This window comes from Brevibacterium linens ATCC 9172, from assembly GCF_900169165.1.
In the GTDB taxonomy this organism is placed as follows: Bacteria; Actinomycetota; Actinomycetes; order Actinomycetales; family Brevibacteriaceae; genus Brevibacterium; species Brevibacterium linens.
Genome location: NZ_FXYY01000003.1, coordinates 80376 through 101680, shown reverse-complemented (window position 1 = coordinate 101680; position 21305 = coordinate 80376). Strand labels below are relative to the sequence as shown.

The 21305-nt window shown below is 63.7% G+C and carries 17 protein-coding genes; 4 read left to right on the top strand and 13 right to left on the bottom strand.

Annotated features, from left to right (window positions below):
* Nucleotides 1–29 precede the first annotated feature (29 nt).
* The 6 genes from BLIN9172_RS03620 to BLIN9172_RS03595 form a co-directional block, all read right to left on the bottom strand.
* Nucleotides 30–1349 carry a PIG-L family deacetylase gene (locus BLIN9172_RS03620; protein WP_101553890.1) on the bottom strand — a complete coding sequence of 440 codons (1320 nt, stop codon included), beginning with the start codon at nt 1347–1349 and terminating at the stop codon, nt 30–32.
* Between the two features lie 52 nt (nt 1350–1401).
* Nucleotides 1402–3312: a translational GTPase TypA gene (gene typA, locus BLIN9172_RS03615; RefSeq protein ID WP_101553889.1), complete on the bottom strand. Its 1911-nt coding sequence runs from the start codon at nt 3310–3312 to the stop codon at nt 1402–1404.
* A gap of 106 nt (nt 3313–3418) precedes the next feature.
* Entirely contained in the window at nt 3419–5341 is a 1923-nt protein-coding gene (locus tag BLIN9172_RS03610; protein ID WP_101553888.1) for an ABC transporter ATP-binding protein, read from the bottom strand.
* Nucleotides 5341–6372: an ABC transporter permease gene (locus BLIN9172_RS03605; RefSeq protein WP_101553887.1), complete on the bottom strand. Its 1032-nt coding sequence runs from the start codon at nt 6370–6372 to the stop codon at nt 5341–5343. The genes BLIN9172_RS03610 and BLIN9172_RS03605 overlap by 1 nt, the downstream gene beginning before the upstream one ends.
* Entirely contained in the window at nt 6369–7913 is a 1545-nt protein-coding gene (locus BLIN9172_RS03600; RefSeq protein WP_101553886.1) for an ABC transporter permease, read from the bottom strand. The genes BLIN9172_RS03605 and BLIN9172_RS03600 overlap by 4 nt, the downstream gene beginning before the upstream one ends.
* Nucleotides 7914–8016: 103 nt before the next feature.
* Nucleotides 8017–9825, bottom strand: coding sequence for an ABC transporter family substrate-binding protein (locus BLIN9172_RS03595; RefSeq protein ID WP_101553885.1), 1809 nt, complete (start codon nt 9823–9825; stop codon nt 8017–8019).
* Between the two features lie 258 nt (nt 9826–10083).
* On the opposite strand from BLIN9172_RS03595, the gene BLIN9172_RS03590 reads away from it, so the two are divergent.
* Nucleotides 10084–10668 carry a hypothetical protein gene (locus tag BLIN9172_RS03590; RefSeq protein WP_101553884.1) on the top strand — a complete coding sequence of 195 codons (585 nt, stop codon included), beginning with the start codon at nt 10084–10086 and terminating at the stop codon, nt 10666–10668.
* 2 nt (nt 10669–10670) lie between these two features.
* Here the strand turns inward: BLIN9172_RS03590 and BLIN9172_RS03585 are convergent, their stop codons facing one another.
* The 5 genes from BLIN9172_RS03585 to BLIN9172_RS03565 form a co-directional block, all read right to left on the bottom strand.
* On the bottom strand, nt 10671–11324 hold the full coding sequence (locus BLIN9172_RS03585; RefSeq protein WP_101553883.1) for an MBL fold metallo-hydrolase: 654 nt from the start codon (nt 11322–11324) through the stop codon (nt 10671–10673).
* A 49-nt stretch (nt 11325–11373) separates the two neighbouring features.
* Nucleotides 11374–12444, bottom strand: coding sequence for an NADH:flavin oxidoreductase/NADH oxidase (locus BLIN9172_RS03580; protein WP_101553882.1), 1071 nt, complete (start codon nt 12442–12444; stop codon nt 11374–11376).
* A 28-nt stretch (nt 12445–12472) separates the two neighbouring features.
* Nucleotides 12473–14098 (bottom strand): SLC13 family permease, encoded by a 1626-nt coding sequence (locus BLIN9172_RS03575; RefSeq protein WP_101553881.1) that lies wholly within the window; start codon nt 14096–14098, stop codon nt 12473–12475.
* Nucleotides 14099–14228: 130 nt separating this feature from the next.
* Nucleotides 14229–15008: an alpha/beta fold hydrolase gene (locus tag BLIN9172_RS03570; protein WP_101553880.1), complete on the bottom strand. Its 780-nt coding sequence runs from the start codon at nt 15006–15008 to the stop codon at nt 14229–14231.
* A gap of 95 nt (nt 15009–15103) precedes the next feature.
* Nucleotides 15104–15745 (bottom strand): thymidine kinase, encoded by a 642-nt coding sequence (locus BLIN9172_RS03565; RefSeq protein ID WP_025776993.1) that lies wholly within the window; start codon nt 15743–15745, stop codon nt 15104–15106.
* A gap of 157 nt (nt 15746–15902) precedes the next feature.
* Between BLIN9172_RS03565 and BLIN9172_RS03560 the strand changes: the two genes are divergently transcribed.
* The 3 genes from BLIN9172_RS03560 to BLIN9172_RS03550 all read left to right on the top strand — a co-directional run bounded on the left by BLIN9172_RS03560 (nt 15903) and on the right by BLIN9172_RS03550 (nt 19392).
* Nucleotides 15903–18131 carry an NADP-dependent isocitrate dehydrogenase gene (locus BLIN9172_RS03560; protein WP_101553879.1) on the top strand — a complete coding sequence of 743 codons (2229 nt, stop codon included), beginning with the start codon at nt 15903–15905 and terminating at the stop codon, nt 18129–18131.
* Nucleotides 18132–18285: 154 nt separating this feature from the next.
* A complete protein-coding gene (locus BLIN9172_RS03555) occupies nt 18286–18744 on the top strand; it encodes a LapA family protein (protein WP_101553878.1) in 459 nt (152 codons plus the stop codon).
* A 3-nt stretch (nt 18745–18747) separates the two neighbouring features.
* Nucleotides 18748–19392, top strand: a complete 645-nt coding sequence (locus BLIN9172_RS03550) for a 4'-phosphopantetheinyl transferase family protein (protein ID WP_101553877.1) — start codon at nt 18748–18750, stop codon at nt 19390–19392.
* Nucleotides 19393–19417: 25 nt separating this feature from the next.
* Here BLIN9172_RS03550 and BLIN9172_RS03545 read toward each other — a convergent pair whose 3' ends face one another.
* The gene (locus BLIN9172_RS03545) at nt 19418–19807 is read right to left on the bottom strand and encodes a hypothetical protein (protein ID WP_101553876.1); all 390 of its coding nucleotides are present in this window, start codon (nt 19805–19807) and stop codon (nt 19418–19420) included.
* Entirely contained in the window at nt 19804–21198 is a 1395-nt protein-coding gene (gene pdxR, locus BLIN9172_RS03540) for a MocR-like pyridoxine biosynthesis transcription factor PdxR (RefSeq protein WP_101553875.1), read from the bottom strand. Before pdxR ends, BLIN9172_RS03545 begins: the two co-directional genes overlap by 4 nt.
* Nucleotides 21199–21305 lie beyond the last annotated feature (107 nt).

Genomic DNA, 21305 nt, shown 5'->3' with positions numbered 1-21305 from the left:
ACGACTGATTCGGTGCGGTTCGCACGAGTCTAGCGAGTGCGATCGTGCCCGCGCACGTTGATGAAGGAGAAGGCAGCGGCCAGGACCATCGGTCCGAGCAGCCACACAACGGAACGCAGCAGTCCGGTGACGATCATATCGGCGCCGGGCAGCCACTTCGGCTGGCCGAAGACGAAGGACAGTACGGCGATGATCACGGCGGCGAGAAGCATCGGGGCGCTGCTGCGATACATCGTCTTCAGGTGCCACAGTCCTGCCGCGGACAGAGCCAGGGCCAGCACGAGTCCCCACGGCAGGATGATCGGGGTCTCGCCGAGGTTGACCACAGTGACGTTGAGATGCTGCATGGTGCCGAGGAAGGCGATGAGCAGGCCGAGCACAGCGGAGTGGAGGTAGGCGAAGATTCCGGGCTTCCGCGGTTCCCGTCGCCGTCGCAGGGGCTGAGCCGCTGGGTTCTCCTGAGCTTCGACCGCTGCGACGTCGAGGCCGGTGAGCACGTGCGGGGCCGGTCCGGTGTTGAGGATCTCGGATGGGACCGGAGTGCCTGCCCCGATCGAAAAGTACTCGCGGTCGCCGATCCTCTGACCGACACCGTTGGACAGGGCGAAGAAGCCGCCGGACACGCTCACCTGGGTGCGATGAGCCTCGAGTGCCGCCCGTTTGGCCGACAGCACCGAGGCGACGTCCTGGTCGACGACGATCTGACCGACCGGTGGTTTGGCCGGGATCGTCTCGGCGGCAGCGAAACCGGTCTCGGCGAACCCGTCCTGGTTGGGGTCGAACGATCGGCGGGCCACCTCGGTGGGGGTGTCGACGCACAGGAGCCGACCGGTCCGCCACTCGGCGAGGTCGACGGCCAGACTCGTGGCCTCGTGCACGCGCACATGATCGGGGTGGCCGTAGCCCCCGTTGGCGGCGTAGGTGATGACCGCATGCGGTTCGAAGGCATCGATGACGGCGGCGATGTGTCGGGCCACCGTCGTGATGTCAGCTGCGCACAGGGCATCGTCGGTCATCGACACCGCTGGTCGGGCGTGCCCATCCGGTCCCCATTCCATGCCCGAATCCTCGAAGGTGCGCGTGGTCCCGCCGAGGAACGCGTGCAGTCGCACCCCGAGGGCGCGCATCGCCTCGGCGATCTCCTGCTCCCGGGCCCGGGCGAGACCGGCCCGGTCGCCCTCGAGCTGCTTCAGCTCTGCGGGGATGACCTCGCCGCCCTCACCGCGGGTGGCGGTGAGCACCATGACCTCGGCACCCTCGGAGACCAATGCGGCGATCGTGCCGCCCGTCGTGATCGTCTCATCGTCGGGATGAGCGTGCACGAGGAGGACGCGTGGCGTAACAGTCATTGGTTCCTGGGTGCTCGAGGTCATTCGGTGCTGCCGGATCAAGGATTCCGGCTCAGGCGTTCTGGCGGCGCATCTTCGCGTAGAGCTTGGCGCGTTCCTTCTGATCGAGTTCGACCTTGCGGATGCGGATGGCACCCGGGGTGACCTCGACGCACTCGTCCTCACGAGCGAACTCGAGGCTCTCCTCGAGAGTCAGCTTGCGCGGCGGAGTGAGGTTCTCGAAGCTGTCAGCCGATGCCGAACGCATATTCGTCAGCTTCTTCTCCTTCGTGATGTTGACGTCCATGTCGTCGGCGCGGGAGTTCTCGCCCACGATCTGGCCCTCGTAGACCTCGGAGGTCGGTTCGACGAAGAAGGTGCCGCGGTCCTGCAGGTTGATCATCGCGTACGGGGTCACCGTTCCGGCGCGGTCGGCCACGAGAGAGCCGTTGATGCGGAACTCGATATTGCCGGCCCACGGTCCGTATCCGGCCGAGATCGTGTTCGCGATTCCGGTGCCGCGGGTCTCGGTGAGGAACCGAGTGCGGAAGCCGATGAGGCCGCGGGCGGGAACCTTGAACTCCATCCGCACCCAGCCGGTGCCGTGGTTCGTCATCGTCGACATGACGCCCTTGCGTGCAGCCAGCAGCTGAGTCACAGCGCCGAGATAGTCCTCCGGCACGTCGACCGTGAGCTCTTCGAAGGGCTCGTGGACCTTGCCGTCGACCTGTTTGGTCACGACCTGAGGTTTGCCGACCGTGAGTTCGAATCCTTCACGGCGCATCTGCTCGACGAGGATGGCCAGAGCCAGCTCACCGCGACCCTGGACCTCCCAGGCGTCAGGGCGTTCGGTCGGGACGACCTTGAGCGAGACGTTGCCGACGAGCTCCTGGTCGAGGCGGTCCTTGACCATGCGGGCGGTGACCTTCGTGTTCTTCTCACGGCCGGCCAGCGGGGAGGTGTTGATACCCACGGTCATCGAGATCGCCGGATCGTCGATGACGATCGCCGGCATCGGCTTCGGATTGTTGATGTCGGTGAGCGTGTCACCGATCATGATGTCGGGAATGCCGGCCACGGCGACGATGTCACCGGCCGAAGCCTCCGTGGCGGGCACTCGGTCGAGGCCCTGGGTCTCGAGCAGCTCGGTGATCTTCACCGAGCTGATCTCGTCACCGCGTGCCCAGGCGACCTGCTGGCCCTTCTTCAGCGTGCCGCCGAAGATGCGCAGCAGCGCCAGACGACCGAGGAACGGCGAGGCATCGAGGTTCGTGACGTGTGCCTGGAGAATGCCGTCGGAGTTGATCTCCGGTGCCGGGATCGTCTCGAGGATCGTCTTGAACAGCGGTTCGAGGTCGGGGTTGTCCGGGACCGCTCCATCGGCGGGCTGTTCGAGGGAGGCGGCACCTGCCTTCGCGGCGGCGAAGACGACGGGAACGTCGAGAACGGAGTCGACATCGAGGTCGGGGACCTCGTCGGCGAGGTCGGAGGCCAGTCCCAGGAGCAGATCCTGGGCTTCCTCGACGACTCCGTCGATGCGGGCATCGGCACGGTCGGTCTTGTTGATTACGAGGATGACGGGCAGCTTCGCGGCCAGCGTCTTGCGCAGGACGAAGCGGGTCTGCGGCAGCGGACCCTCCGATGCGTCGACGAGGAGGACGACGCCGTCGACCATGGACAGCCCGCGTTCAACCTCTCCGCCGAAGTCGGCGTGGCCCGGGGTGTCGATGACATTGATGACGATGGGGTCGTCGCCGGCCGAAGGACCGTTGTAGAGGACAGATGTGTTCTTCGCGAGAATGGTGATGCCCTTCTCACGTTCGAGGTCGCCTGAATCCATGACGCGTTCGGCGAAGTCGCCGTGTTCGCTGAACACACCGGTCTGCCGGAGCATGGCATCGACCAGCGTGGTCTTGCCGTGGTCGACATGTGCGACGATTGCTACGTTTCGGCGGTTGTCCCGTCGTGTGATGGCTTCAGTCATCTAGAACCTTTTTGAGATAGAGAGATCGGTCCAGCCCGGACCCAAAAGACAATTGTACGGCCACCCGCACGCTCTCGCGTGCAGGTGGCCGTCAGCTGGGGCGAACTCAGGCGTTCATCGTGGCCTCGAGGACCGCGTCGCGGGCCTCGCGGCGCTTGCGCTGCTCCGTCGGATCCGGAACCGGAACCGCCGACAGCAGACGCTGTGTGTACGGGTGGACGGGGTTCGCCACGACCTGCGAGGACTTGCCGATCTCGACGAGGTAGCCGTGGCGCATCACCGCGATGCGCTCGGCGATGCGTTCGACCACGGCCAGGTCGTGGCTGATGAACAGACACGCGAAGCCGTATTCCTGCTGCAGACCTTCGAACAGGTCGAGGACCTTCGCCTGCACGGACACGTCGAGCGCCGACGTCGGCTCATCGGCGATGAGCAGCTTCGGTCGCAGAGTCAGAGCACGGGCGATGCCGATGCGCTGGCGCTGACCGCCGGAGAGCTCATGCGGATAGCGGTTGCGCATCGAGGTCGGCAGTTCGACCGCGGTCAGCAGCCCCTCGACCCGCTTGCTCAGCTCCGGGCCCTTCAATCCCTCATGGAGATAGAGCGGCTCACCGATCGACTCCCCGACCGGCAGTCGCGGATTGAGTGAGGAGCCGGGATCCTGGAATACGATTCCGACTTCCTTGCGCAGAGGCCTCATCTGCTTATTGCTCAGGCCTTTGATGCTCGTGCCGTTGACGACCATATCGCCTTCGACCGTGGGCAGCAGCCCCAGAGCTGCGCGCCCGATCGTGGTCTTGCCCGAACCGGACTCTCCCACCAGGCCCACGACTTCGCCCGGGGCGATCATGAGGTTGATGTGGTGAGCGGCACGGAAGGCTTTCTTCCGACCGATCGCGGGATACTCGATCGCGGCGTCACGCAGCTGCAGTGCCGAAGGCTTCGAGAAGTCCGCCTGCGAACCGGGATGGTAATACGTGTCCGTGGAGTCCATCTCGATGTCGGGGCGATCCGGTTCGGTCGCCTGGGCACGCGCCTCGGCCACGGCCATATCGGCCGCCCCGGCCTCGGAGAGAGCGTCGCCGCCTTCGCCGGCCTCCGGCCGCCCCACCGGGTCATCTACGTGCGAGACCTGGTCGGAGCTGATATCGGACAGCGAGGCTCTGACATCGCCGACACTGCCGCCGAATACTTCGCCTTCGTTACCCGCGCCGAGGTGGGGCACAGCCTCGAGGAGCTGCTTCGTATACGGATGCTGCGGATGATAGAAGATCTCCTCCGCGGTGCCCGACTCGACCACCTTGCCGGCGCGCATGACGATGATGCGGTCGGCCATATCAGCAACCACGCCCATATCGTGCGTGATGAGGATGATCCCGGCATCGAGCTTCGACTTCAGCTCACGCATGAGCTTGAGGATCTCGGCCTGCACCGTGACGTCGAGCGCCGTGGTCGGCTCATCGGCGATGAGCAGCTTCGGCTGACAGGCCAGAGCCTGCGCGATCATGATGCGCTGACGCTGACCGCCGGAGAGCTGGTGCGGGAACGAATGGAACCGGTCTTCGGGATCCGGGATCTCGACGAGCCGCATGAGCTCGAGGGCTCGTTCCTTGGCTTCCCTGGGTCCGATGTCGAGGTGGACGCGCAGCGTCTCCACGATCTGGTACCCGGCGGTGTAGACCGGGTTGAGCGCCGTCATCGGCTCCTGGAAGATCACGGAGATGTCGTTGCCACGCACGGCCTGCATCCTCTCCGGCGGCATCCCGATGAGCTCACGTCCGCCCAGCTTCGCTGAGCCCGTCGCGCGGCCGTTGCTCGGCAGGAGGCCGAGCAGGGACATGCTCGACTGCGACTTGCCGGAACCGGATTCGCCGACGATCGCGAGCACTTCACCGGCGTTGACGGTGTAGTCGAGGTGCTCGGCAGCCATCCACCATTCGTCGCTGACCCAGAACTGGACTCCGAGGTCGTTGACCTCGAGGATCGGGGAGCCCTTCTTCGGTTGGGTATCTGCTGTCTTCCCGGCCATCACTTCGCCTCCTTCTGTGCCATGCGCTCGGCCTTCTTCATCTTTCTCCAGCTCGGGATCGTCTTCATCCGCGGGTCGAACGCGTCGCGCAGACCGTCGCCGATGAAGTTCACGCACAGAGCGATGACGATGATGAACAGGCCGGGCCACCAGAACAGCCACGGGCGTGTGGCGAAGGAGGTCTGGTATTCGCTGATGAGCTGACCGAGCGAGATGCCGGGCGGTTTGATGCCGAAGCCGAGGTAGCTCAGGGAGGCTTCGAGGACGATCGCCTGGCTCATGATCAGTGTCGTGTTGACGATGATGACGCCCATGGCGTTGGGCAGCATGTGCTTGAACATGATTCGGAAGTCGCTGGCTCCGGCCACACGGGCCGAATCGACGAACTCCCGTTCGCGCAGAGACATGAAGTCACCGCGGACGAGTCGCGCGAGGCCGACCCAGAGGATGCAGCCCAGCGCCACACCGAGCAGCGGGCCGTTCGCTCCGCCGACGAGCACACCGAGGATGGAGCCGACCACGATAACCGGCAGGATGACGAAGCCGTCGGTGATGCGCATGAGCACCGAATCGACCCAACCGCGGTAGTAACCGGCGACCGCGCCGACAACTGTGCCGATGATCAGGCACACGATGCCGATGATGAACATGACGACCAGGGAGATCTGCGTTCCCTTCATCACCCTGGCGAAGTTGTCACGACCGATCTCATCCTGTCCGAACGGATGGTCGCCGAGCGAGAAGAAGTTCGCCAATGACCACGTGGGGGCACCCCCGGGGTTGACCACGGGCCCGGAGGCCGTATGGCTGAACTTCCACCAGCCTGGCACAGCACCGAAGCCCTGTGCGCTGAAGGCGAAGATCGCCACCAGCACGAGGACGACGATCGAGATCATCGCGCCTTTGTGGCGAAGGAACTTGCGCAGGACGATCTTGCCCTGGGAGAGACCTTCGGTCTCCTTCGACTCGATCGCATTGTCCCCGACTTCGTCGAGGGCGAGAGCGTTCTGTTTGTCGTTGTTGGTACTCATGCGTTCACTCGGATTCTCGGGTCGAGGACGGCGTAGAGGAAGTCCGCGACCAGGTTGGCGATGATGGCGAGCAGGCCGGTGATGAGGATGTAGGCCATGACCGGATCAAGCTCCGCGTTGCGCAGCGAGTCGATGAAGAGCTTGCCCATGCCGTTCCAACCGAAGATCGTCTCCGTGATGACGGCGCCGCCGATCATCGTGATGATGTCGACAGGGATGACCGAGGCCAGCGGCAGCAGCGCATTGCGCAGTGCGTGGCGCATGATCACCGTACGTTCGTTGAGGCCTTTGGCTCGTGCCGTGCGGATGTAGTCCTGTCCCATGACCTCGAGCATCGAACCGCGGGTGTAGCGGGTGTAGGAGGCGAAGGAGATGAGGACCAGCGCGATCGACGGGAGCAGCAGGTGAGTGAACGAGTCGAGGTTCGTGATCCAGAAGTCTCCGTCGATGTTCGGCGCCGACGCGCCGATCGTCGCGATCGGACGATTGTTGATGGCCGGGTCATCGGAATACTTCTGCCAGCCCTGAAACACTTTGTCGGCGAAGATGAGCACGGCCACGATGATGGCGGTGAAGCTCGTTGTGCGTGCGGTGTCCCAGGGATCCGGACCGCGGAACGCCAGACCGATGCCGATCGCGACGGCGATCGCCACGATGAAGAGCCCGAACATCCACAGCCAGTTCATGTCGACGTAGTAGAAGAGGTTCATCAGCGGCCAGTACAGGAGCGCGCCGACGACGACTGTGGTCAGCGAGGCGTAGAGCACCCGGCGGTTCTTCAGCCCCGTCGACAGATACGTCATGACGATGGCTGCGCCGGCTCCGATGACGATCACACCGAGGAGGCCGATCGACGGGTGCTGCATCCAGCCGCTGGCGAGGATGTAGTAGATGGTGGCGAAGGTGATGAGGGCTGCGGCGAGGAAGGTGATGATGCGGCGCTTCGCGCTGCCGCCGAGCGCACCCATCCAGAACAGTCCCATGGCCACACAGCCGATGATGATCGGCCACCAGGATTCCAGGGTCGGATCGTTGATGAAGTTGTTGATGTCGATCGCCCCGTACTGCTTGAGCAGCACCGCCACCCAGAAGACGGGCAGCGAGTAGAGGAGGAACGAGACGAAGGTGATGAAGTAGTCGAAGCCCGAGTACTGGCGGATCGCCGAGATCATGCCCACGGCGATGCCGAGGATGATGGCCACGATCGTCGAGGCGGTGATGAGCTTGATCGTGTTGATGATCGCACCCTGGAGCTGGTCGGTGACCTCCTGGCCCGACTTCCAGGCGATGCCGAAGTCACATTGGCCGATGGCGCAGCCGCCGACGCCGGCCAGCCACTTGAAGTAGCGGACGATCGCGGGGGTGTCGAGGTCGAGGAGCCTGCGACGCGACTCGTAGAGGGCCTCGATGTTCGGTGAGGTGCTCGCACGCAGGTCCCAGAAGAAGTCGAGGGCGACGTTGAGCAGCAGGTAGAGGACGAAGGTGACGACGAGCAGCACGAGCGCCGTCGACAACAGTCGTCGGAGGATGAATCTGATCATAATGGGGCTTCCGTTTCAATCTTCCGAAAACGCCGCTGTGGGGACCACACAGTGATCCCCACAGCAACAAGGCTGGAGAAGAACCGATCGCGTCAGACGCGGATCAGTTGACTTCCCACTCCCAGTAGTTCCAAAAAATTGTCGGCGAAACAGTAGTCGACTTGGCATTCTTCAGCTTGTCCCGGTAAATGACGAGCTCTGGATGCTGGAACAGCGGTGCGCCGAAAGCGTCCTCGGTCAGCTGCTTTTCCAACTCGGTGGACAGCTTCGCATGCTCGGATTCGGGAGCTCCGACGATCTTGTCGAGAATTTTGTCCGTCTTCTTGTTCGAGTAGCCGCCGTAGTTGTTCTGAGCACCGGTGCGGTAGTTCGCATCGGAATCAGTGATACCGGTCGACTCCGATTGCCAGCCGAACAACGAGACGTCGTAGGTACCGTCGCCGAGGCGGGTGCCCCAGTTGACATCGCCGACGTCCTTGATCTTGAAGCCGGCCTTCTCGGCCGATTCCTTGATCAGCTGGAACTCCTGCTGACGACGCGAGTTCGTATTGTCGTACATGACGCGAACTGTCGGGCTGGAGACTCCGGCCTCCTTGAGCAGCTTCTTCGCACCGTCGACGTCGACTTCCTTGAGGTCTTCCATACCGTTGCCCTTGACGATCTCGTCGTACATTGGGGAGCCGGGAACCTGATTGAAGGAGTCACGAGTGACGGCCTTGTCATTGAGGGGCTTGATGATCTTGTCGACGATGTCCTGACGAGGGACGGTCCTGAGGAAGGCCTGACGAACCTTCTTCGCCTTGTCCTCGTCTCCGCCGTTGGCGGCCGGGTCGAAGGGTCCCTTGTTATCGAAAGTGAAGTCGACATGCTCATAGGTCGCACCATCGGCAGAATCGACGTTGACGCCGTCGATGTCTTCCGCGGCAGAGAGCACGTCCGCGGTCGCCTGCGGCTGGGTGAAGTCGACCTCGCCGTTCTCGATCGCCTGAACCATTGCCATCGGATCTCCGTTGTAACGGACGGTCACGGTGTTGACCTTCGGCTTGGTCGGGCCGGTGTACTTGTCATCGAGTTCGAGGGTGACGTACTGGCCCTCTTCGAACTTCGTCATCTTGTACGGGCCGTTATGCACGAGCAGGTCCTCGTCCTCCGGCATCGAGGTGAAGTCGAACCCCGTGTTCCAGGTGTTCGAGATCTTCGAGAGCTTCTCGGTGTCCTTGTCCTTGATGGCCTTGAGGATCGCTTCCTTGCCCTTATCCGGGTCGTCGATCCCGAGAGCCTTCTTCGCAACAATATGGGAGGGAACTCCCACTCCGTTGGGCCCGATGCCGGCGAATCCGGTCTGCCAATCTGCGAACGGCTTGGAGAACTCGAAAGTGGCTTCCTTACCGTCGTCAGAGATCTCGGGGAAGTCCTTGACGAGTTTAGGGCCGATAGACGCCGAGTCGAAATAGACCGTCTTCGCGTCGTTCTCCTTCACCGATCCGTCGTCTTTGTTGTTCGATTCGACGGTGTTGAAGTTCGACGACGTGGCCGCCCAGGTCAGAGCGAGGTCCGCTGCGTCGACAGGGGTGCCGTCCGACCACTTTGCGTCGTCGTTGAAGGTGTACTTGATCTTCAACGGGTCGTCTGAAACCTTCTCGAGCTTGCCAAGCGCGCCGTCCTGGACCTCGAGGTTGTCGTCGTAGTAGCCGAAGTTGTCATTCATCATATAGGTGAGAATGGCGTTCGACACAGCGTTGCCGTTGGCAGTCTGTGTGTTCATCGATCGGAACGATTCGTTCCAACCGATGTTCAGCTGGGAGTTCTTCGACGATTCACTGTCGTCGCCTCCACCAGGGGGTGTGCAGGCGGTGAGCACCATTGCAGCGGCAGCCACAGAGGCACCGGCCGCGAGGAAGCGCTTGTTCACGTTCTCTCCTTGTTGTTCTAGGGCGAGTCACCCTCGTACGTGCACCCCAAACCGGAGTGCATTCCGGTCACGTCCAGCGGGACGGCAGAAGCCGACGCGCATGTGACCGCGTTCATGCTTTTCACATGGATTGCAACAAAGTTAATTCACCGGAGACTGTGACGGAGTCCACATAATGAGCAAATTTCGGAATCGTTACCGTTTCGAAACCAAGGGAACAGACAACTTTTGTTCAGTCTCAATGGATAGGATGATCAGGTGGCTGACAGTGAGATAGATCGCAATGAGACCGAGCCGACCGTCGTACGGACAACGAGTTCGACGGCCCTCTTCTTCATCGTCGGAGGGCTCTGCTCCTTGGGCGTGCTCTCAATCCTCTTCGGCGATTTCACGCTGCGCGGTCTGGCCGCCGCAGGCATCCCTCTGGCCGTCGGCACCTTGGTCTTCGTCTTCTATCGCTATCCCCGCGTCGAGCTACACAGACAGCAGCTCGTCCTGGTCAACCCTCTGCAGACCGTGACGATCCCGTGGAATCTCGTCGACGGCTTCGAGACACACTTCGGTCTGAGTGTGCGCACTCATGAGAAGAAGTTCGCCTCATGGCCGCTGGCCGGCAAGGGCAAGAAATGGGAGAAGGATGAACAGGGCAGGCGTCAGCTCGTCGAGGACCCGAGCCCGGCCGTCGATGCCGTGCTCGATCGCTATGCGGCGCTCAGCGACGCAGAGCTGGCCAACCCCAGCGGACAGCGTGTCATCGAGACCAGGTGGAACATCGGCATCATCGCCGTCGGTCTGTCAGCCATCGCCTGGGCGCTCATCGGCTTCGCGGCGCTGCCGAGCTGAGGTCACCAGCCGCGTTCACGCCACTCCCCCAGTTTCGGACGTTCCTCACCCAGGGTCGTCGAGTCCCCGTGTCCGGGCAGGACGAGAGTCTCGTCCGGAAGTTCGCCGAAGACCCGCTCCTCGAGGTCGTCCATGAGAGAGGTGAAGTCCTCCGCTGACCAGGTCTTGCCCGGCCCGCCCGGAAACAGCGAATCACCGGAGAACAGGATCGTCTGACCTCCGTCGCTCAGAAGCAGTGCGATCGAGCCGGGAGTGTGCCCGCGCAGTGCGATGGCCTGGAGGACGAATCCGCCGAAGTCCCCGACATCGAGGTGATCGACAGGGTGCGCGATCTCCACTCCTTCCGCCTCGGTGATGGCAGCCGCGTCCGCGGCACCGGCGATCGTCATCGCCTCCGGATAGTTCGCCGAGGTGGCCGGCAGCGCCCGAATATGATCCCAGTGCTGGTGGGTGGTGATGATCGCCCGCAGCGTGGGTTCGGCCTCGGTGTCCTGTGCGCTCAAGCCGATGAGTTCGGTGATCGCCTCGGCGTCATCGGCGGCGTCGATGAGCACCTGGGAACCTGTCTCTTTGGCGGTGAGCAGATAGACGTTGTTCGCCATCTCGGAGACCGCGATAGAGCGGATGATGACGTGCTCGGTTTCGATCGTGTTCATTTCCACGCTCCTCAATCTGTGCTGATGCTGCGAACTGTTCAGGGACAGGTCACCAGGCTCCGCGGGTGTACTGCGGAGGGTAGGGTCCGGGTTCGACTCCGAGGACGTGGGCGGCGCGCTGCGGCCACGAGGGTTCGCGCAGAGCGGCTCGGGCCATGAAGATCGCATCAGCCTGTCCCGTGCCGAGGATGGTCTCGGCCTGCTTCGGATCGGTGATGAGTCCGACGGCGCCCGTCGGCACCCCTTCGGCACGAATCGCGGCGGCCAGGGACACCTGATAGCCGGGACCGATGGGAATCCGCACCGGGTAGTTGCCGCCCGAGGAGACGTCGATGAGGTCGGCCCCGACCTCCGACAGTGCACGACTGACCTCGGCGGCTTCAGCGACGTCGAATCCGCCCTCGGTCCATTCGCTAGCCGAGAGGCGCACGAACACCGGCACATCGTCACCGACTTCGGCTCGCACGGCCGCATAGACCTCGTGAAGCAGACGGGACCGGCCGGCAAGGTCGCCGCCGTATTCGTCGCTGCGCTGGTTCGACAGCGGCGACAGGAAAGAATGGAGCAGGTAGCCGTGGGCGGCGTGGAGTTCGACGAGGTCGAATCCGGCGTCGATCGAACGGCGGGCCGCAGCTGCGAAGGCGGCGACCACCTCGGCGATGTCGTCCTTCGTCATCTCCACGGGCTCGGCCAGCTGCGGATAGGCGATGGGGCTGGCACCGAATGTGGGCCACCCGCCCTCCGACTCGGGGACGCTGCCCTTCGGTTCTCCTGAGAAGGGTCGATAGGTGCTGGCTTTGCGGCCGGCATGGGCGAGCTGGATGCCGATGGCAGAACCCTGCGAATGGACGAAGTCGACGACGGCCGACCATGATTCGGCTTGGTCGTCGTTCCAGATCCCGGCGTCCTGCGGTGAGATTCGGCCTTCGGGCACGACGGCGGAGGCTTCGGTGAGGACGAGCCCGAATCCGCCCTGCGCCCGAGCGCCGAGGTGGACGAGATGCCAGGAGCCGGGCATTCCGTCCTCGGCTTCGCAGGAGTACTGGCACATCGGGGCCAGCCAGATGCGATTGGGAATCTCGGTGCCGCGCAGTGTCAGCGGTTCGAACAGCTCAGTCATGCCACCAGTCTGCCAGTTCGGCGCGAACTCAGACAGTGATCCCGAATACCGGAACGGCGAGCAGATACACGGTCGCGGTGATGAGGACGATGCCGATGACATTGAGCCACAGGCCGCCCTTGACCATCTGCGCCACGGTGACGTACCCAGAGCCGAATGCCACCGCATTGGGCGGTGTCGCCACCGGCAGCATGAACGCGCACGTTGCGGCCAGTGCGACGGGAATCGTCAGCAATAGCGGGTCGAGGTCGAGTCCCATCGCCACTCCCCCGACGACGGGAACGAACGTCGCTGCCGTCGCAGTATTCGACGTCAGCTCGGTGAGGAACAGGATGATGACTGCGAAGATGGCGACGACGAGGATCGTCGGCAGAACGCCGAGACCGCTCGTGGTCTCACCGATCCATTCGGTCAGCCCCGAGTCAGAGAACTGAGCGGAGAGCGCGAGTCCGCCCCCGAAGAGCAGAAGGACTCCCCAGGGCAGCTTCTCCGCGGTGTCCCAGTCGAGGAGCCGCACGCCGCGGTTCGCCCCACCGGGGATGACGAAGAGCAGCAGGCCAACGGCCATGGCGATGCCTTCGTCGCTGATCGGCGGTTCCTCGAAGATCAGAGGCAGCGAGATCCAGCTGACGGCTGCGAGCACGAACATCGCGAGCACGAGCTTCTCACCTGTGGACATCGGGCCGAGTTTGGCCAGTTCCTCTTGGATCAGTTCACGTCCGCCGGGAATTTTGTCGATCTCCGGTTTGAACAGCACCTTGACCAGCAGGAACCAGGCGATGGCCATCATCACCACCGACAGCGGCACACCGACGATCATCCACTGGCCGAAGCCGATGGAGATGTCGTGGTTGTCCTTGAGGTAGCCGATGAGGAAGAGGTTGGGAGGAGTGCCGATGATGGTGCCCACCGACCCGATCGATGCTGAATAGGCGATGCCGAGCATGAGGGCGGTGCCGAAGTTCGACTTCACGACCGCGCCGATGCCTGTGTCATCGCCGCCGTCGCTCGGGTTCTCGGCTGCGCCGTCGGTTGCTCGCCCGTCCTTGCTTGGTGCGCCTGCGTCGCCGCCCAGGGCTGTGCCGATGACTTTCGACACGATCATGAGCACCGACATTCCGATCGGCAGCATCATCACCGCAGTCGCCGTATTCGAGACCCACATAGAGATGAACCCGGTGGCGATCATGAATCCGGCGATCATCGGCCCCGGCCTGTCGCCCATGATGCTCAGCGTCACGAGTGCGATGCGGCGGTGCAGATTCCACCGTTGCATGGCAAGGGCGATGAGGAAGCCGCCGAGGAAGAGGAAGATGATCGGGTTGCCGTAGGAGGCGCCGACGGTCTCCATCTCCACGTCCGTGCCGAGCACGGGGAACGCCACGAGCGGGACGAGGGACGTCGCCGCGATCGGCAGCGCTTCTGTCATCCACCAGGCTGCCATGAGCACCGCGACTGCCGCAGTCAGTTTGGCTCCATGACCGACGTCGGCAGGCATGATCGCGTAGATCAGGGCGGAGAAGATGAGGCCGAGCAGGAATCCGGTCCAACGGATTCGGAGGGTGGTACGGCTGATTCCGGGTTCTCGGTCCCCGGGAGAGCGCAGATCGATCTCGGTGGATGTGAACTCAGCGGAATTCGGGCGCGGGGACATTCTCACTCCTCTTCGAGCAGGTGTGCCTGTGCTTTCGCACAGCCTACTCCAGATGTGATCCCGCTACCGGGAGAATCGCCCGCGCTCCGTGAGCGCATGGATGCTTCGCGGCCTTTCGCCGCAGTGGCTCCTACAGCTGGCCGCAGAACTCCTGGATGTGGTCGACAACGATATCGGGGTGTTCGACCATCAGCAGATGAGCTGCGTCCGGGATCGTGACGAAGTGCGCGCCCTCAATCTGCTCGGCCATCGCCGACATCGCCTCCGGGGTGCAGCCGGGATCCTGGGCGCCGGCCATGACCAGTGTCGGGGTGGTGATCGAGCCGAGCTTGCCGCTCACGTCATAGGTCTTCAGCGCCGACGCGGCCGCGATATAGGCCTCGTCGTCGACCAGGGCGAGGTCGGACAGGATGAGGTGCCCGGTGGCGATGTCCTCGCCGAGGAATCCGGCGGCGAACCATCGATCGGCGGTGTCATCGACGAGGCTCTTGGTTCCGTCGGAGCGGACCTCAGCGATACGTTCGTTCCAGGATTCCGCGGTCCCGAACTTCTCCGCCGTCGCACAGGCGACGAGTCCGGTGAGTGTTTCGGGATGGTTGAGTGCCAGGCTCAGTCCGACGGCCCCGGAGATCGAGACTCCGCAGTACGTGAAGGACTCCACCCCGAGTTCGGCGAGGGACTCGACGACACCCGAGGCCAGCTGCTCAACCGTCAGCGGTGGCGCCGCCTCGGCGAGGGAATCCCCGTCGGGAACGGTGTGTCCGGGAAGGTCGGTGAGGTAGATCTGGAAGTCGTCGGCCAGGCGCGCGGCGACGGACGTCCACAAGGGCATACGGGTGCCCAGAGCGTTGCCGAAGACGAGGACGGGAGAACCGGGATTGTCGTTGAAGGCACGGACGGCGGTGCGCATGGAGGCTCCTTGAGAACTTCAGGTGCGAGAGGATTTCGACTGGATCGACGGAAATCGACGAACTGGATTCGACGGGGAAGCTGCGTCGGGATCGGTTAGGAGTCTGTCGTTGACAGCCTACCGCCGGAGTACTCGAGATAACAGCTCGGGCACAGCGACTCGTAGGTCACGGAATTGCCGTCGATGGCGACCTGATCGCCGTCGAAGATGAACGCTCCGTCGACGAGACGGCCGTTGAACATCGCCTTGCGACCGCAGCGGCAGATCGTCTTGAGCTCTTCGAGGGTGTGGGCGATCTCGAGCAGCCGCGCTGAACCGGGGAACGCCTTCGTCTGGAAGTCCGTGCGGATTCCGTAGCACATCACCGGCACCGAGGAGGCGGTCGCGATGCGCATGAGCGAATCCACTTGGACGGGGCTGAGGAACTGCGCTTCGTCGATGAGCAGACACGCGACCGGGATCTTCGGGGCATCGATGGACTCGATGAGGGCATCGTGGTCGACATAGTCGGCATGTTCGGCGTAGATCCGCTCGACGTCACCGTCGGCGGGGATGACGAAGTCGACCTCACGGGTCACGCCCAATCGGGACACGATCTGCGATGCGCCCTTGGTGTCGATCAGGGGCTTGGCCAGCAGCACGCGCTGGCCGCGTTCCTCGTAGTTGAAGGCCGCCTGCAGAAGAGCGGTCGACTTGCCGGAATTCATCGCCCCGTACCGGAAGTAGAGTTTGGCCACTGTCGTCCTCTTTCTGTTGTCCGTGCCGACACAGAAGACTACCGGGTGCCACCGTCAGATGTGAGCACCGTCATCGGACTGGCCCGCCTACCGAAATGGCCCAGAAGGTAGGATGGAGGGCGATAAACCCCAAGAAGATGCGGAGTGGTCCTTAACTATGGCTAAAATCATTTACACGCGCACGGATGAAGCGCCGCTTCTGGCGACGTATTCGCTCAAACCGATCATCGAAGCCTTCGCCACGTCGGCCGGTGTCGAGGTTGAGACCAGGGACATCTCTCTCGCCGCACGCGTGCTGGCCCAGTTCAACGACCGCCTGCCCGAAGACCAGCAGGTCGGCGACGCACTCGCGGAGCTGGGGGATCTCGCCAAGACCCCCGATGCCAACATCATCAAGCTGCCCAACATCTCGGCTTCCGTCCCGCAGCTGAAGGCGGCGATCACCGAACTGCAGTCCCAGGGCTACGACCTGCCCGCCTACCCGGAAGAGCCTTCGACCGATGAGGAGAAGGACGTCCGGGCACGCTATGACAAGGTCAAGGGTTCGGCCGTCAACCCGGTGCTGCGTGAGGGCAACTCCGACCGTCGTGCTCCGCAGGCCGTGAAGAACTTCGCCAAGGCTCACCCGCATTCGATGGGCGAATGGTCGGCCGACTCGAAGACCCGCGTCGCCACCATGGGATCGGGAGACTTCCGCGACAACGAGAAGTCCGTGGTCATCGAGGCCGATGACACCCTGTCGATCCGTCTGCGCACCGCAGCCGGTGACACCACGGTTCTCAAGGAGTCCCTGCCCGTCCTGGCCGGCGAGATCGTCGATTCGACGAAGATGAACGCCGCAGCCCTCGACGAGTTCGTCAAGGACCAGATCGCCGCGGCCAAGGCCGACGGTGTCCTCTTCTCCGTCCACCTCAAGGCCACGATGATGAAGGTCTCCGACCCCATCCTCTTCGGCAAGGTCATCGAGGCGTTCTTCCCCGAGGTCTTCGCCGAATACGGTGACGTCCTCGCCGAGGCGGGGCTGACCTCCGACAACGGACTGGCCGCCATCCTCGCCGGACTCGACACCCTGCCCGCCGATGCGGCTGCCGGGATCAAGGCCGGTATCGAGAAGGGGCTGGCCGACGGACCGGACCTGGCCATGGTCAACTCGCACAAGGGCATCACGAACCTCCACGTGCCCTCCGACGTCATCGTCGATGCCTCTATGCCGGCGATGATCCGCGTCGGCGGCAAGATGTGGAACAAGGATGACCAGACCCAGGACACCCTGGCCGTCATCCCCGACTCCTCCTACGCCGGCGTCTACCAGACCGTCATCGAGGACTGCCAGGCCAAGGGCGCCTTCGACCCGCGGACCATGGGCACCGTGCCCAATGTCGGTCTCATGGCGCAGAAGGCCGAAGAGTACGGCAGCCACGACAAGACCTTCGAGATCCCGGAGGCCGGAACCGTCGAGGTCGTCAACTCCGCCGGCGATGTGCTCATGAGCCACGAGGTCGCTGCCGGTGACATCTGGCGCGCCTGCCAGACGAAGGACATCCCCGTCCGCGACTGGGTCAAGCTTGCCGTCACCCGGGCCCGCCTGTCCGAGACTCCGGCCGTGTTCTGGCTCGACGAGACCCGCGCCCACGACCGCAACATCAAGTCGAAGGTCGAGGAGTACCTGCGTGACCACGACACCGAGGGCCTGGACATCCGCATCATGAACCCGGTGGAGGCCACCCAGTTCTCCATCGACCGCATCCGCGAGGGCAAGGACACCATCTCGGTGACCGGCAACGTCCTCCGCGACTACAACACCGACCTGTTCCCGATCCTCGAGCTCGGCACCTCGGCGAAGATGCTCTCCGTCGTTCCGCTCATCGCGGGCGGCGGACTGTTCGAGACCGGTGCCGGCGGCTCGGCTCCGAAGCACGTTCAGCAGCTCATCGAGGAGAACCACCTGCGCTGGGACTCCCTCGGTGAGTTCCTCGCCCTGGCAGAGTCCTTCCGCCACGAGTTCAACGTCCACGGAAACGAGCGGGCCGGCGTGCTGGCCGACACCCTCGACGCCGCGACCGGCAAGTTCCTCGAAGAGAACAAATCGCCGTCGCGCAAGGTCGGCGAGATCGACAACCGCGGCAGCCATTTCTACCTCACCCTCTACTGGGCACAGCAGCTGGCCGAGCAGACCGCGGACGAAGCTCTGGCCGAGGCCATCGCACCGGTGGCGAAGGCACTGTCCGAGAAGGAGGACGCCATCATGGCCGAACTCCTCGAGGTCCAGGGCAGCCCGGTCGACCTGGGCGGCTACTACTACCCGAACGATGCGAAGACCGAAGCCGTCATGCGCCCTTCGGCCACGCTCAATGAGATCATCTCTTCGCTGAGCAAGACCGTCTGATCGACTGGACGAGTCATCGGGTGATCATCTGATCGTCCGATAGGAACGACAGAACGAGTCCCGGCAGTCATCTGCCGGGACTCGCTCTGTCGTTCCTGAACTCTCCTTCTGGGTTCCTGACCTCACCGCCCTATCAGCAGTTATGATGGGGCGCATGAGCACTCAAGACCCGCGTGGCGATTCGCAGACGCCCGAAGAGCTCCTGGCCGAAACCGATTCAGTCCTCGGCAGTGATACTCCCTCGACGGGCGAGACCGATGCGGTGGATAAGACTCGGGAGATGTCCCCGCACGAGCAGCATGAACAGACGCAGCCTCCGGCGGGACACACCGGTGAGCTGCCGTCGACGAAGGCGGGGTCAGGAATGTCGGCGGGCATGTGGATCTCCCTCATCCTCGGCGCCGTCATCGTCGTCCTGCTGCTCATCTTCATTCTGCAGAACAACGTTCCGGCCGAGTTCAAGTACTTCGGCTGGCAGTTCGAACTGCCCCTGGGCGTGTCCATGCTCTTCGCTGCGATCGGGGGCATCCTCATCGCCGGGATCATCGGTTCGGTGCGGATCTTCGTCCTGGGCCGCAAACTGAAGAAGATCAACAAGGCCCTGGGCCGCTGATCGATGGCGCACCACCCCAGCTTCACCGAACTGCGCACAGACCTTCCCGTCACCCTCGTCCTCGCCGATACCTCGGCGGAGGCGGCGTGGGCACGCGATGACGATTCCGTGCTCACCGACCAGGAACGCAACTATGCGCAGGAATTCGACGCCGAGGCGGCCGCCACCTGGTCTGCCGGTCGTGTCGTCCTCCGCCACGTCCTCGGAGCGCATCTGGATCAGGATCCCGCTGCGATCGAGATCCGCCTCGATTCAGCGGGCAAACCGCGTCACGACGAGTGCGAGTTCTCGGTGTCCCGGTCTCGTCGCCTCGTCCTCGTCGCCGTCTCCGACGATCCGGTCGGACTCGACATCGAACCGATCCCCGAGCGCGGGGTCGCGCTCGAGGCGATGCAGCTGCTTCACGAAAGAGAACGGGCTGAACTCGACGAGCTTCCCGACGACGACTTCGCTGCCGGTTTCGTCCGCGTGTGGGCGCGGACCGAAGCCTTCCTCAAAGCACTGAGCACCGGCCTGGCTCGCGACCCGGGTCTCGACTACATCGGTGCCGGGCCGCACCCGAACTCACCGCACCCTGATGTCGACATCCACGATCTCGCCGACGGCATTCCGGACGGTCATATCGCGGCCATCGCGTTCAACCGCTGAGCTCGTCACCCTTCGCAACTGGCGGTCAGGGGTTCTGCGGCTCTTCTTCGCTGAAGGACGGGCCGTTCTCGCCGGTCGTGAATACCACGGCGATGCCCAACGAGCCTATTCCGACCAGTCCGAAGAGGATCCAGGCCCCAGCAGGGTTGCTGGCAGCGGCGAGGATGAGGCCGACGACAACCGCGACGATGAGAAGCGCGTCGAAGACCATCGGGAACTTCAGATAGCGCCTCTCCCCCTTGGTCACGGCATAGGAGATCTGGGTGGCCGCGCTGAGGAAGAGCAGCACCAGAGCGGTGATGACCAGCCAGCGTGGGGCGAGGAAGAAGTCCTCGAGTCCGCCGAGGAAGATGAAGCCGGCCACGGCCAGTAACAGCTTGATGATGCCGTCGACTGCAAATCCGGAATTCCTCATGACTGAATCCTACTCAAGAGGGTCTTCACCTCTCCCAAGGCCTCCCGCAGCACAGCTGCCTCGACATTCGAATGCGCGATGACCAGACCGTGCCTGACTTCATCGCCGCCGGTCCAGCCGCGGGCCAATGAGGCGACGAGGATGCCGCGCTCGGCCAGCTCACGCAGCAGTGTCGCGGCCTGTTCCTGAGACGTTTCGATGACGAGCGTGCGTCCCTCGTGGACCAGCCCGGGGATCGGACCGACTTCGGACACGACCTCCTCGGCGGCCCGGAGTCTCCGCCGTCCCCGGGAGATGCGACGACGCAGCCCACCGGAGCCGAGGTAGGAGGCGATGGCCATCTGCAGAATCGGCGAGTAAGCCGGCCCGAGTGCCGCGCGCAGACTCATGAGCTCCTCCGATATCGGTCCGCGAGCGATGACGTACCCGGTCGATACGGCCGAGGTCAGCAGGGCAGAGAAGGTGCCGATGTGGATGACCTGCGCGCTGCTGCCGGTCGATGAGGCGAGATCGAAGAGGGTCGGCAGCACGGTGCGGGTGAACCGTGCCTCACTGTCGTAGTCGTCCTCGATGAGGAGCGCATCACCCCGCGCCGCCCAGTCGAGCAGGCGGGCACGCTGATCGACCGGCATCGGTGTTCCGTGCGGGAACTGGTGATTCGGTGTCACGACGGCCGCAGCCACATCGGCCTGTGCCGACGAGGAGCCGACCGAGTCCAGGGGCACGAGATGCTGGTCGGTCATCGCCTGACGCAGACCAGGGAAACCGGGATTCTCCACGGCGATGGAGCCGGAGACGCCGACGCTCAGCAGCAGACGCAGACCATCGCGAGACCCGCTGGTGAGGATGATCTCGTCCGGATCGACGGCCAATCCGCGCGTCAGCCGCAGATAGTCGGCGATCGCCCACCGGGCACGGGGCTGGCCCAAGGGATCGATCGGACCCGGGTCGAGGTCGAGCGATTCCCTCCAGGCCCGCCGAAAGGCCGGTTCGCGCAGGGGATCGTCACCGCCGAACCCCGGGCGCAGATCGACATAGTTGCGCAGGCGCCGCCTCGGCGAGTCCGGAACTCCATGCCTGGGAACCAACGTCGTCGAGGCGGCGGGCAGGTCGGGATTGATCCGCGTGGCCGATCGTTCGGCGGCGATGAGGAACCCCTCCACAGCGAGCTGCGCATACGCTGTCTCCACACTGCCGCGAGAGATTCCGAGATGCTTGGCCAACCGACGGCTCGACGGCACCGCATCCCCGGGCCGCAGAGTCCCGTTCGAGATCAGACGCCGCAGCTCCTGAGTGACCTGATCAGGCAGCGGAGCCGGCAGACTCTTGTCGACGATTACCGGCAGAGCGATGCCCTCTGCCTGAGTGCCGTCCTGTGACTTCGTGACCATGAGTCGATGATAGGGCGACCACTTGATTCTGGCCTAAAATACTGCCATGTTTCTGGCTCTCTCGTTGAGCCACTCATCGGTTTAGGCTGGTCGGGAACGGCCGTTCA